This window comes from Psychrosphaera sp. (assembly GCF_982872775.1).
Genome location: NZ_CEYNSH010000031.1, coordinates 23,669 through 36,488 on the forward strand (window position 1 = coordinate 23,669; position 12,820 = coordinate 36,488).

The 12,820-nt window shown below is 39.9% G+C and carries 10 protein-coding genes; 3 read left to right on the top strand and 7 right to left on the bottom strand.

The genetic code is table 11. The features are described 5' to 3' along the window. Window positions 1-102: 102 nt before the first annotated feature. Window positions 103-3,225, bottom strand: a complete 3,123-nt coding sequence (locus AC4E96_RS10070) for an efflux RND transporter permease subunit (RefSeq protein WP_490255727.1) — start codon at window positions 3,223-3,225, stop codon at window positions 103-105. 1 nt (window position 3,226) lies between these two features. Next, window positions 3,227-4,348, bottom strand: a complete 1,122-nt coding sequence (locus tag AC4E96_RS10075; RefSeq protein WP_490255728.1) for an efflux RND transporter periplasmic adaptor subunit — start codon at window positions 4,346-4,348, stop codon at window positions 3,227-3,229. A 117-nt stretch (window positions 4,349-4,465) separates the two neighbouring features. On the opposite strand from AC4E96_RS10075, the gene AC4E96_RS10080 reads away from it, so the two are divergent. Beyond that, complete coding sequence (locus AC4E96_RS10080) at window positions 4,466-5,356, top strand: LysR family transcriptional regulator (protein WP_490255729.1); 891 nt, start codon at window positions 4,466-4,468, stop codon at window positions 5,354-5,356. Between the two features lie 389 nt (window positions 5,357-5,745). Here the strand turns inward: AC4E96_RS10080 and AC4E96_RS10085 are convergent, their stop codons facing one another. Both AC4E96_RS10085 and AC4E96_RS10090 read right to left on the bottom strand, forming a co-directional pair. Next, window positions 5,746-6,129 carry a DUF3718 domain-containing protein gene (locus AC4E96_RS10085; RefSeq protein WP_488033188.1) on the bottom strand — a complete coding sequence of 128 codons (384 nt, stop codon included), beginning with the start codon at window positions 6,127-6,129 and terminating at the stop codon, window positions 5,746-5,748. Window positions 6,130-6,376: 247 nt separating this feature from the next. After that, window positions 6,377-7,162: a TatD family hydrolase gene (locus AC4E96_RS10090; RefSeq protein ID WP_490255732.1), complete on the bottom strand. Its 786-nt coding sequence runs from the start codon at window positions 7,160-7,162 to the stop codon at window positions 6,377-6,379. A gap of 245 nt (window positions 7,163-7,407) precedes the next feature. Here AC4E96_RS10090 and AC4E96_RS10095 point away from each other — a divergent pair, with 245 nt between their 5' ends. After that, window positions 7,408-8,079 carry an MlaC/ttg2D family ABC transporter substrate-binding protein gene (locus AC4E96_RS10095; RefSeq protein WP_488033187.1) on the top strand — a complete coding sequence of 224 codons (672 nt, stop codon included), beginning with the start codon at window positions 7,408-7,410 and terminating at the stop codon, window positions 8,077-8,079. Window positions 8,080-8,267: 188 nt separating this feature from the next. Here AC4E96_RS10095 and AC4E96_RS10100 read toward each other — a convergent pair whose 3' ends face one another. Together AC4E96_RS10100 and AC4E96_RS10105 are read right to left on the bottom strand one after the other, a co-directional pair. After that, window positions 8,268-10,925 (bottom strand): ABC transporter permease, encoded by a 2,658-nt coding sequence (locus AC4E96_RS10100; protein WP_490255730.1) that lies wholly within the window; start codon window positions 10,923-10,925, stop codon window positions 8,268-8,270. After that, window positions 10,915-11,700, bottom strand: coding sequence for an ABC transporter ATP-binding protein (locus AC4E96_RS10105; RefSeq protein WP_488033185.1), 786 nt, complete (start codon window positions 11,698-11,700; stop codon window positions 10,915-10,917). Before AC4E96_RS10105 ends, AC4E96_RS10100 begins: the two co-directional genes overlap by 11 nt. A gap of 104 nt (window positions 11,701-11,804) precedes the next feature. Between AC4E96_RS10105 and AC4E96_RS10110 the strand changes: the two genes are divergently transcribed. Then, a complete protein-coding gene (locus tag AC4E96_RS10110) occupies window positions 11,805-12,383 on the top strand; it encodes an arylesterase (protein WP_490255731.1) in 579 nt (192 codons plus the stop codon). Between the two features lie 23 nt (window positions 12,384-12,406). Here the strand turns inward: AC4E96_RS10110 and AC4E96_RS10115 are convergent, their stop codons facing one another. After that, complete coding sequence (locus AC4E96_RS10115) at window positions 12,407-12,619, bottom strand: hypothetical protein (protein ID WP_488033183.1); 213 nt, start codon at window positions 12,617-12,619, stop codon at window positions 12,407-12,409. Between the last annotated feature and the right edge of the window lie 201 nt (window positions 12,620-12,820).

Below are 12,820 nucleotides of genomic sequence, written 5' to 3' on the forward strand. Positions count from 1 at the left end.
GTTCTATTTATTGAATAATAATCATAAATTTAGGACGGGTAAGAGCATACAAAAAAGTCACTTCAATGAAGTGACTTTTTTATTTTGAGATCAACACTTTTATTAACTTGTTTTAGGACGCAGTAATAAGTAATACATTACAGGTACGACGATTAGGGTAAGGACAGTAGCAAAGCCAAGTCCAAACATAATGACCACCGCCATACTCTTAAAGAAGTCATCCGTTAGCAATGGTGCCATACCTAGTACTGTAGTTATCGCCGCCATTGATACAGGCCTTACCCTACTAACAGCGGCATTAACAATAGCATCAACAAAGGATGCGCCGTCGCGCTTTTCAAGTTCAATTTGCTCGACTAGAACAATGCCATTTTTAATCAACATGCCCGATAAGCTAAGCAACCCCAACAAGCTCATAAAACCAAAAGCGATACCCGTCGTTAAAAATCCGAACGTGACCCCTATTATGGCAAGCGGAACAGTAGTCCAAATAACCGTCGCCAATTTAAACGAATTAAACAATAAAATAGTGATGATAAACATTAAGCCAAAACCAATTGGTAACGCACTAAAAATCGGCTTTTGAGCTTTGGCACTCGCTTCGTATTCACCACCCCAAGTTAACTCGTAACCCTCTGGTAATTCGATGGCTTCGATTTTGGGTTTCACTTTGGCAAATAGTTGTGCGGCTGTTTTGTCAGACAGTACATCATGATCAGCCATAACCGTGATCGTTCGTTTGCGATCTCGTCGATTGATGATTGGGTCTTCAAATTCCATTTTGAATTCGGATACCACCTTACTCAAAGGTAAGTATTGATTTAGTACAGGCGAATAAATCTGTAAATCTTCAATACTATCAATAACCTCTCTTTGTTGCTCTGGCATACGAACCACAATAGGTAAACGTTCGGTCCCATCGCGATATACCCCTACCGTTTTACCTACAAAATTTGTCAGCAATAAATCATCAACAGCAGACTTAGAAATGCCTACTTCTCTTGCTGCTACCGCATTGAAAACGGGCCGCATGACTTTAGTCTTATTTTTCCAGTTATCAGTGATATTCATCGCATCAGGTTCACTGCGAAAGATCTCCTGTGCTTTCGCGCTCAGCAGTCTTAGAACTTCAGGATCTGAACCAGAAAAACGTGCTTCAATTTTTGATGCCGTTGCAGGACCAATTTCGACTCGCAACATTTTGGCCTCAACATCAGGAAAATATTTGGCCATGTGTGAACGTACAAATTGCATTGACGGTACTAAGTCTTCTTTTGACTTGACCCTAACAATAAGTTGACCGTAATTGCTGTAATTTAACTCCATATTGTAGGTCAGCATAAATCTAGCAGCGCCACGACCAATCGTATTTGAAACAAATTCTACTTGTTCTTGTTCCATTAGAACTTGTTCTAATTCACGTCCTGTCTCTGCTGTTGCACGAATATCACTGCCTTGTGGAAGTCGATATTCAACATAAAACATAGGTAAATTGGAGGCAGGGAAAAACGATTGTTTAACCTTAGAAAAGCCATAACCTGCAGCTAAGAATAAAGCTAACATCAGCAACATCGTCGACTTTGGATAAGTCAGCGTAAAATTAAGTAAGCCTTTATACCTTTGATAGATTTGACCTGCGTATGGATCGCTATCTTTTTGTTCTGATACTTCATCAATTGTGTTCTGTTCACTGGAGCCTTTCTCGTTGCTATCTGTATCAAGATTAGGAGCACCATCTTTAAACATTAAGCTGGCATAAAACGGCGTCAAAGTGATGGCAGTAAACCAACTTAACAGTAGAGAAATCAGTAACACATAAAACAGTGAGCCAGCAAATTCGCCTGTTGCATCTGGTGATAAGCCAATCGGTGCAAAAGCAATAATGGCAATAAACGTGGCAGCTAACAATGGCCATTTGGTTTGCTTAACGATTAACGCAGCTGCTTCCACACGAGTCATTTTTCGTTTGAGATTGACGAGTATCCCTTCGACGATGACGATGGCATTGTCAACCAACATACCTAGGGCAATAATCAAAGCCCCAAGAGATACACGGTGAAGTTGGATATCCAGTAAGTTCATAAAGATAAACGTACCTAATACCGTCAGCAATAAGATTCCACCAATAAGAATGCCAGTCTTAATACCCATAAATAGAAGTAAAATGACGATGACAATTATCACGGCTTCTGCAAGGCTTTGGATAAAACCTGCGACAGATTCATCTACTTCTTTAGGCTGGTTATAAACCGTATTGATGAACATGCCATAGGGGCGTTGCTGATCTAATTTGGCAAGTTTACTACTGACCCTCTCACCGACTTCTACAACATTTGAACCCGATGCAAAAGATAAACCCACGTAAATAGCTGGCTCACCATTGTGACGAACGATATGGTTAGGCGTTGAGTCAAAATCTCGATAAATCTTGGCAACGTCCGACAAAACAATTCGTTTGGACTGCCCTGGTGGACTAATGACTAAATCACCCAACTCTTGCACAGAAGAAAATTCTCCAGTTGGATCAAAGCGAATGCGTTCATTCCCTACGCGAACAAATCCTGCATTGCTCACAACATTTTGCTGCGCTAGCAATTGATACAAGTAATCGGTTGAAATACCTAAGGAAACCATCTTGTTTTGAGACATTTCAATTATGACTTGCTCTTGCTCAGAGCCAACTACGGTTACCTTACCAATGCCTTCAACTAAGACTAACTCTCGTTTTATATATTCAACGTAATCATTGAGCTCATCATTATTAAAACCATCACCCGTCACAGCAAGTAATACGCCGTACACGTCACCAAAATCATCTCGAACAATAGGTGCAGAGGTTCCTGCGGGTAAGTTTGGCGAATAATCATTTACCTTTCGCCTCAACTCATCCCAAATTTGCCTTAACTCAGTTTTTCTGTATGTCGATTTCATCTCAACCATTATTTGCGATATACCTGCGCTAGTAATGGACTTTACATTGTCGACATAGGTGAGTTTTTGAATCTCATTTTCGAGTGGGTGAGTGACTTCCTCTTCCACTTGCAAAGTAGAGGCGCCCGGGTATTGAGTTACAACAATAGCTTGTTTTAGGACGAACTCTGGATCTTCTAATTGACCAAGTTGAGTGTAAGAAACTACACCACCGAAAAGTAATAAAATAGCAAATAACCATGAGGTCGTTTTTTGCTTTACAAAATACGATGCAATATCTTGCCCCTTTGCCATTCTAAAGCCCTCTTTCCTGAACCCATTCGGTTACTTTTGTACCTTCAGGAATAAGATGAGCACCTGCGGCTACTACTTTATCTCCTACCTTAAGAGAACCTCTCACTTTAGGTCTGATAACCAGTCCTTTTTGTTTGGTTTCTAGTACATCAACTGCAACAAGTTGAGTTGTCATCTCTGAGGTCACTTTATAAACGAACTTTGTTGCTTGATCGGCGAGTTTATTTGGCACAAAAACCGCAGAGATAGGCACAACTAATAAACTGAGATCATTATTTAGTAATTTATTTAGCTCGACTTCTAATGTGCCTGTCATGCCTGGCAATACGTTGAGGTCGTCTGGGTTTGGAAGTGAAAAAATGACTTCATAACTCTTTGTTGCGGGGTTTGGTGTTATGTCATGCTCTTTTAGTGATACTTTGTATTTCTTATTTGGTTGAGCATCAAACACTAAGTTAGGTTGGTATTGTTCAGTTTGCTTGTTCTTTGGAAGACGAACCATCAGCTGCTCAGGAACTTGAATTGCAACGTCAATATTACTTCGGCCTTGAATATCCATTATTGGTTGTTTTGCTTGAATAAACTCAAACGCTTCAACATTTACATTACTGATTACTCCGTCAAACGGGGCTTTTAGTGTTGAATATTCTAAATTGTTGTTTGCAGCTTCTAATTGCGCTTCGCTAATATCAACTTCTGCTTTTAGCTGATCGAATTCAGCTGAAGAAATAAGGTTTTCTTTTATTAATTGTTGTGCTCGATTAAATTGCGACAAGGTCAAATCATATTTCGCTTTCGCTTGTTTTTGTTGAACGACAAAGTCTTTGTCATCAAGTTTTGCAAGTACCTGACCTTTCTCAACTTCTTGACCCGCCACGACAGGTAATTCAATGATTTCGCCATTAACTCGAAACGCCAAATGCGCATATAAAGATGGCTCTACTGTAGCTGGAAAGGTTTTTAAAGAGTCTCCTGCCTCCGCAGTCACCGAAGTTATCTTGGCAGGCCTAGGAGGCTTTGGCGTATCAGCTCGCTGTTCTTTAGACTCACTGCACCCCGTTATTAGACTAATAACAACTAATGAAAGGCTAATAGCCCGTACTATTGAAACAGAATAACTCATTGAAAAGCCCTAATTTTTAAAAATCCAAATTATTGTAACAGCTACAACACTAAAAGATATTTATAAAATTTTACAAACACGTTAAGATTTATTTATAAACAGCATTGATGTAACTTTATGAAAATCGATCAAATACACACATTTTCCACCGTGGTGGAATGCGGCTCTATCAGTAAGGCCGCATTAATTCTAAATAAAACACAGCCAGCTATTAGTATGACAATTAAGCGCCTTGAGCAAACCGCTGGGTTTCACTTATTTGATCGAGATGGATATCGACTTAAGCTCACCGAAAAAGGTAAAATTTATCATCAAAAGTGTAAGTTAATATTAGAACAGATTCAGCAACTTAACAGTTATTCAGATAGTTTAAATCAAGGTGAAGAACACGAAGTCATTTTGAGTATAGAAGACTCAATTGACCTAGAGAGTATTCTGAAAATCATTGCACCTGTGCAAAGAGAATTTCCAAATACTCAAATTAATATACATGCAGAATCACAATTAAAAAGCCTGTCCCTTCTAAACAAGCAAAAAGTTCACCTATCTTTTACCCCATGGTTAGCAACTTTTTCCAGTGAAGGAACATTTGAGTCAAAACAAGTCTCGACAATTGAAATTGGGTATTGTGTGCATAAGTCACTTTTAGAAGACTTGTGTCACAACACCAATTTAGAAAATGTAGAAATCACCGAACACTTGCTTGCGCAATTACCTCAAATTGTGCCAAGTGAATTTGCAATTAGTTTAGATAAAAACACCTTAGTTCGTCCAATCGGAAGAAGCTTGATTCGTGTTAATAGTTATCAAGCTTCACTGGCAGCGCTCAAAAGCCGCATGGGTTGGGGACCCATTATCAAGTCACCTAGCAACCAATTACTTGGCTCTGATTTTCTTCATTTTCAAGTTGATAAAGAATCTTCTCCTAAATGTGCAGAAATTAGAGTGGTCAAAAATAAAAATAAATATTTAGGCCCAGTCGCAGAAAAAATATGGAGTCTATTTTAAAAAAAACCACATTTGTAAACATATAATTACAAAAGCAACATTAATTACCTTCTAAAAACCTGTGGATAAACAGTGGAAAACCAGTAAACAGGCGGTTAAAAAACAACCAGTGCAATTAAGATAGCAATTAGTTAATTATATAGATTAAATCGCAAAACCAGCTTTATTTTAAAATTTTGTTCTACTAAGCTTGGAAACAGTTGTCACCCCATTTCCAATAAATGTTTAGGTAAATATGTTGGGTTGGGTCGTTTGACAAAGATTTAGCGCACGGCTCTTAACAGAGCCATTCCCCTCGCCCAGAATAGGACTAGTTCTGGGCTTTTTTTTGCTCTTTTTTAACCATAAAAAAAGGCGCTCTCGCGCCCTTTTACTCAATGCAAGTTTATCTAGTCAGTAGAAATCATGACTGAGCCTGATAATTTAATATCAGGGTTAACTTTTGCAATATCATAGATTTTGACACTACCGCGTTTAAATTTACCTAAGTAATTCGCCACGGCTTCGTTTTGAGTTAACTTTGCAAACGTTTCTACGTTATCACCGTTACAATTCAGTTTATTCGAAATCAACTTCATTGAAGCAATGGGTGATCTTGTAGGAATGTTTAAAGTCACTTTACGTCTAAACTGGTTAACACTGTCCGTTGCTGCGCTCACACACATTTCGGATTCCATGGTGTCGTCTGCCGCTACATATTTTAGGTTCTTGGCCATAGACGCGCCACTTAAGAATAATGGTATTAAAACGACCGCTGTTGTTAAGAATTTCATGTTGCTCTCCTCACATTACACAATTCGTTGGCATGTGTTTTATACACATATTAATAGTGGAAGAGATTCACAAAAACGTTGTAAACAAACGTCGGCTAGATGTTTCTAAATATGACGAGCTAATATAATAAACATTTTAGAAAACAGGTTTAGAATTGGTTATTTATGGTGAGAAAGAGGTCAAGCAAGCACTTATAGTTGGTGTAAATAGTTACATTCACTCACAACTATAAGCACTTTAATTGAGTTAAAGCTTGGCGGTTTTGAACAAGTCTTGGAAGTTTTGTGTGGTTTGCTCAGCGACGTGTTCAACGGTAGTGCCTTTTAAGTCGGCAATAAACTCAGCAACATGCTTAACATACGCTGGCTGATTTTGCTTACCACGATAAGGAACTGGAGCAAGATATGGAGAGTCAGTTTCGATTAGTAACCGGTCCAGAGGCATCTTACGAACGACATCTTGAAGCTCTTTAGCGTTTTTAAACGTAACGATACCAGAAATTGAAATATAAAAATTTTGGTCCATGGCTTGTTTCGCCATTTCCCATGACTCTGTAAAGCAATGCAAAACGCCACAGCATTTTTCTGCACCTGCTTCTTTCATTATTGCAATGGTATCTTCACGTGCGTCACGAGTATGAACAATGATGGGCTTGTCCAACTGATTACCCACTTCTATGTGACGTGCAAAGGCTTCTTGTTGCTCTTTAATGGAGTCTTTTGAATAGTAGTAATCAAGTCCTGTTTCACCTATCGCCACGACTCTGTCATTTGCGGCCAATTTAGGAAGGTCATCTAAAGAAAACATTTTGTCTTCGCCAACATGACATGGATGTACTCCACACGAAAATGACACCTGTGGAAAGGCCTCTGCTTTTTGCACCATATCTGGGAATTGGTCTAGCGAAATCGCAACGCATAAAAAGTGATCCACTTGATTTCCCGCTGCCTTACTCATCATCTCTTCAAAACTCAAGCCTTCTTTATCCAAGTCGATTCGGTCTAAATGACAATGGGAGTCAACAAAACGCATATTCACCTCTTTGCGATTGATTAATTCTGAAAGTTTTTCCAATTATCGCCTATCTAAAGTAATAAAAAAACCGTTCTGTTGCGTATACCCATTTATTGTTCGGTTTAAGCGTTGAAGGCAAATTAGTAAAGTAACCTTTATAAACTAAGCTTAATTTATATATCGAACGGATATAACGGAGTTGGGTTTACATACCGAACGGTCGGTATTATAATCCACACCATAATAAACCGAAGGATTTAGTCATGTTAAGAGTTTCAATCGCGCTAGTATCAGCTTTATTTTTATTTCCGAGCCAAGCAGTATCTTTAGATGTACCAGCTGAGGAACAACAGAAGCTAGTTGCACAATATCAAGAACAAGTTTCGCAAATTGAGCTAACCAAGTCACCTTACGTAATTGTTGAAGAATTGGCGCAAGTCGTTTTCAAATCTGTCTCTGAAGCCAAATCTTTAAACGATAAGGAAAACGAAAAAGAACGTATGCAGCTAATTGTTGAAGAGCAATTAATCCCTTTTGTCGATATTCGTTTCGCCTCATATAAAATTTTAGGCCCACAATTAAAGCAGTCGACAAAAGAAGAGCGTGATTTGTTTGTAGATGCAATGGAAAAGATTTTGGTTGAGACGTATTCGGCCGCTTTGACACAATACAACGACCAAAAGATAAAATACGAGCAAGCACGTGATGTAAGTGATCGCAAAACAGTGGCTATCAGAACAGAGTTAGAACAACCAGGTGCAAAACCTTTGTCAATGGTATTTAAGTTACGTAAAAACGGTAACACTAACGAGTGGCGCGCGTATGACTTAATTGTTGAAGGTGTTAGCTTGGTCGACGCAAAACGTGCAGAACTGTCTAAGCCGCTTCGTGATAAAGGCATAGGTGAAGTTGCTCAATCATTACTAAAGTCTTAACTAAGTAGAACCTCAAAACGAGTTTAGGACGTTGTTAGTTAAGTTATAAGCGTTACATACAACGTCGCTGACATAACTTTCGTTAAATGAATACAAAAAAAAGAGCAGGAACGAAAATTCGTTTCTGCTCTTTTTTATGTCAGCTCGTTTATATTTGCAAAGTAACGCTCTGCATATCGACGACTGAATTAGGCCAACTGTCTGATGAGCTCAGTTGGTGTAATTCTCAATAAAGATCTGGTACTGATTGAGCCAACAATCGACACGAACAGCGCACCTGATAACGGCCCAATTAACCAAATATCCCAATGTGGCGTCCACACCATATCAAACATAAAGTGTTGTATCGCTATCAAACTAGACTCTGCTACTAGTGCCGCGATTAATCCCGCTACCGCACCTAGGCTCAAGAATTCAAGAGTAATTGCATTTCTGATTACTGAGCCTTTCGCGCCTATCGTTCTAAAGATCACCGTTTCTTTGCGACGCTCGTCAAGAGAGCTTTGGACCTGCGCTAACAGAACCAAAGTCGCGGCTATAACGACAATCAACAGGACAAACTGAATCGCAATAGACACTTGGTTAATGGTTGATTTGACTTGATTTAAAATCGCATCAATATCGATAAGACTCAAAGTTGGAATGCGTTGAATAAGCTCATTTAGCCACAACTTATCTTCTTTAGGTAGATAGAATGACGAGATATAGGTCGCTGGAAAATCAGCAATAACATCATTACTAAAAATCATATAAAAGTTAGGCTGTAAGCTATTCCAGTCTACCGTCCGAATGCTCGTAACTGTCGCCGAAACGGTTTGCGCTCCAATAACAAACTGTAGTGTATCACCGAGTTCTAGTTGAAGACGTTCTGCCACTTTTTCCTCAACAGAAACTTGTTTGGCCTGACCTTGTGGCATCCATTCACCTGCAATAATTTCATTGTTATCAGGGAAATTTTCGGTAAACGTTAAGTTTAGCTCGCGTCCGATTCCGACAGGACCTCGTTCTTCAGGTTTTGACTCCGCTTTATTTTTGCTGTCTGCGGCGTTCTGTCCGTTTGCCGTCGTTTCATTACTTTCAGAATCTTGGCCCGGCTCAATTTCGTGTAATGCCGGTTTACCTTTTTGTTTGGCACCGTCATCCTCAACGTATTCATCGCCCTCGCCTTCACCACGTCGTGGCTTTTTAAGTTCGAGGTCATTGATATGAGTTAAGCGACCACGAATGATAGGATAAAACTGTTCCGTCTCAATTCCCTTTTCGGCGAACATTTCTTTTACAACAGGCAATTCTTGCTCAGAGATATTTACAACAAATTGATTCGGTGCGCCTTCTGGTAATTGTGCCTGCCATTCTTGAATAAGCGAGTTTTTGAGTGTGTAAAGAATCAGCATCAGCATGATAGCTAACGTAAAACCAATCATTTGCGATGTGTTTTCTTTAGAACGACGTTTTAACGATGCAAGCGCAAGTTTGAGTGCGCCGCCAGTGGAACGGCTTGCCAACGTTCTAGTACCGCTAATAATAACGGTAGACGCAACTATTATTAACAATGAGAGTACTACACCTGTACCCGTTACGATTGCTGTAAGCTTCCAATTTTGACTATAAAACCACACCAAAGCGATAGTTGTGATCGCCATAATCACCTGAGCCATAAGCGAGGTGGTAACACCATCGCCTAAAGTACGACGTAATACGCGCAGCGGAGGCACTCTAAATAACTTTAATAAACTCGGAATAGAGAACATTAAAGCGCAGACAAAGCCTGTAACGGTTGCAACAATAAAAGGTTCCAATCCCATGGCCGGGACGTCATTTGGTAAATACTCTTCTAGGGCGCTGATCGCAACCCACTGCATTGTGCCACCTAGAAGTAGCCCGCCAACGACACTAACGAGCGCAATAATAAGCAATTGACATAAGTAAACCATTTGAACCTGAGAAACACTTGCGCCAAGTGTTTTCATAATTGCTATTGAGTCTAGGTGTCTCTGGCTATACAAACGCGCAGAAACAGCCACCGCTGTTGCGGCCAATATGACGCCTAACACTCCAGCTATCATCAAAAAGCTTTCTGCTCTGTCTAATGAGCGTTGGATATTACTTGCACCTTCTTTTACGCCACGAAAACGTTCGTGTTCACTGAGTTTTGGTTTTACCCATTGCTCATATTCTTGGAGCGCTTGCTCTTCACCTGAAAACAAAAACGCGTAGGTAATTCGGCTACCAGGTTGAATGATATTTGTCGCTGGAACATCATCGATATGCATGATGATTCGAGTACCCGCGCTAAATACTTGGAATGGTGCATCTGGCTCACTATCAATAAGTCCAGAAACCTTCAATGTTGCATCACCAATTTCGACTTCTGTTGGCTTGTCTAACATAAAATACAGTCGTTGATTCATGACGACGGTACCCGGTTGTGGGCCATTGATTTCAGTGATAGCCAGTGGGTCATCTACTTCAGATACCTTCAATGTACCGCGAAGCGGATAACTATTTGTCACCGCTTTAATAACGGCGAGATTGAGCTTGTCGTTGGCAAATGCCATAGAAGAAAAGTAGATATGCTCATCAGTATTCAAACCGAGCTCTCTAGCTTTCTCTAGGTAGGCTCTGTCAATTGCTCTTGAGCTAACCAAGTCGCGATCCGCTGCTAAAAATTCAGCGCTTTTTAAGGTGATGGACTGCTCAATTCGATTTGTAATACTACTTAACGCCATTACCGACGATACGGCCAGAATAATAGACAGTGCAATGATGGTCAGTTCGCCTCGTCCAAATTCACGACGAAACAGGCGTAGTGACAACGCCAACATAGTCATGAACTTATTTTGCATCGCGTTTGGCCTTTTCTATGCTAGTTACTTGCGCTAATTTTGGTTTTTGCGCTGTTGTTTCAACTAAATGCCCATCTTTGATTTCTAGGGTTCTTTGACAGCGTTTTGCGAGGGCAGGATCATGTGTAACCAGTACTAACGTTGTGTTAGCACTTTCGTTAATTTCAAATAATAAGTCTTCAACCAAGTGACCATTAACAGTATCTAGGTTCGCTGATGGCTCATCGGCAAACAAAAGTTTTGGCTCGGTAATGAACGCACGTGCAATAGCGACACGCTGTTGTTCTCCCCCTGATAATTGATTTGGAAAATGGTCTAATCGATGTGATAACCCGACTTTTTCGAGCCAATCTTTTGCCAAACGGCGAGCATTTGTCCTTAACTCATCATTATCCGACAGCTCGGCGGGAAGCATGACATTTTCAAGGGCGGTTAAACTTGGAACGAGTAGGAATTGCTGAAAGATAAACCCAATGTCAGAACGGCGTATAGATGCCCTTTCCTCTTCATCCAAAATCTGTAATGCTTTACCGTAAAATTCTATTTTACCTGTGCTAGGTAAGTCTAAACCAGCTAACAAACCTAACAACGTCGATTTACCGGAACCGGACGCACCAACAATCGCAACGGTCTCGCCATCCTCGATTGATAAATCAATTTCACTTAAAATTGTGATCGATCTTTCTTCTGAATCGTTGTTAGATGATTGATTATTTAGTACAACTGTTTTACTGATCTTGTTTGCAAGTAATGCAGGCTTCGATAAATTTTTCATGTAGTTAAGGTCCAACCATGGCAATGTTTTTACATACTAAAAGAAACTCGTTATTTAAAACAAGCATACTGATTATAACCATTACGCTCTACTTATGCTTTTCGATGAGTGTAAACGCGGCAAATACCAAAGTCGTTATGTATGGAGATAGCGTAAGTGCTGGATACGGCATGAAAACTGAGCAAAGCTGGCCTTACTTATTACAGCAAACATTTGTTACAGAAAATACGCCAATTACTCTTATAAACGAAAGTATAAGCGGCGAAACAACCGGTGGCGGTTTAGCTAGATTAGAAGCGGTGCTTAAACGCCACGATTTGACCAGCAAGGATTGGATTATTATTGAGCTTGGCGGCAATGACGGGCTAAGAGGATTTCCGATCAAAACTTTAAATAATAATTTAAGCCAAATGATTAAAGCCGCTCAAGCCAGGAATATTAATGTCGCTTTGATGCAAGTTCGAATTCCACCTAATTACGGCAAGCGCTATACTAGTATGTTCGAAGGGACCTATAAAAAGCTAGCAGAAGAATTCAAAGTGCCGCTAATGCCATTTTTTATGGAAAAAGTCGCTACCAACCCAAATTACATGATGCGTGATGGCATTCACCCTAACGTCAGTGCTCAGATCATTATTCGTGACGACATGAAAAATCAAATTGAAAAACTAGTTTCTGAATAAACCTCAATAATCAAAGCTAAGTGTCAGGGCTCGCACTGGCACTTAAGATCGCCTGCCGGTGTGTGCCACTCGCTGTAATAATTAGGTGCAACACAGCTAATTTGCATCGTATTGCATTGCAACCCTGCTTTAATCTGGCTGTTATTTCGATTTTCTATTGCCGTTTCAATTGCTATTTCAGCGAATGTTGCACATCCAGAAAACAACCCGGCCGCAACAGCAGAAATGATAATCATTAGATGCTTTTTCATGATGTAGAGACGATCTCGATATTTAGTCTACGTAATATTAAATGTAATGAACTAATTGAATTTTGAACAACCGAAAGTTGTTTATTTTTGTAATCGAGAAGTAAACGGAATTTTTAATCTTGGAGGAAAGTTGGTACTCCCAAGGGGATTCGAACCCCTGTTACCGCCGTGAAAGGGCGGTGTCCT

Coding starts and splice junctions, on each gene's coding strand:
- AC4E96_RS10070 (WP_490255727.1), bottom strand. CDS start 3,225: ATGGCAAAGGGGCAAGATATTGCATCGTATTTTGTAAAGCAAAAAACG.
- AC4E96_RS10075 (WP_490255728.1), bottom strand. CDS start 4,348: ATGAGTTATTCTGTTTCAATAGTACGGGCTATTAGCCTTTCATTAGTT.
- AC4E96_RS10080 (WP_490255729.1), top strand. CDS start 4,466: ATGAAAATCGATCAAATACACACATTTTCCACCGTGGTGGAATGCGGC.
- AC4E96_RS10085 (WP_488033188.1), bottom strand. CDS start 6,129: ATGAAATTCTTAACAACAGCGGTCGTTTTAATACCATTATTCTTAAGT.
- AC4E96_RS10090 (WP_490255732.1), bottom strand. CDS start 7,162: ATGCGTTTTGTTGACTCCCATTGTCATTTAGACCGAATCGACTTGGAT.
- AC4E96_RS10095 (WP_488033187.1), top strand. CDS start 7,408: ATGTTAAGAGTTTCAATCGCGCTAGTATCAGCTTTATTTTTATTTCCG.
- AC4E96_RS10100 (WP_490255730.1), bottom strand. CDS start 10,925: ATGCAAAATAAGTTCATGACTATGTTGGCGTTGTCACTACGCCTGTTT.
- AC4E96_RS10105 (WP_488033185.1), bottom strand. CDS start 11,700: ATGAAAAATTTATCGAAGCCTGCATTACTTGCAAACAAGATCAGTAAA.
- AC4E96_RS10110 (WP_490255731.1), top strand. CDS start 11,805: ATGAGTGTAAACGCGGCAAATACCAAAGTCGTTATGTATGGAGATAGC.
- AC4E96_RS10115 (WP_488033183.1), bottom strand. CDS start 12,619: ATGATTATCATTTCTGCTGTTGCGGCCGGGTTGTTTTCTGGATGTGCA.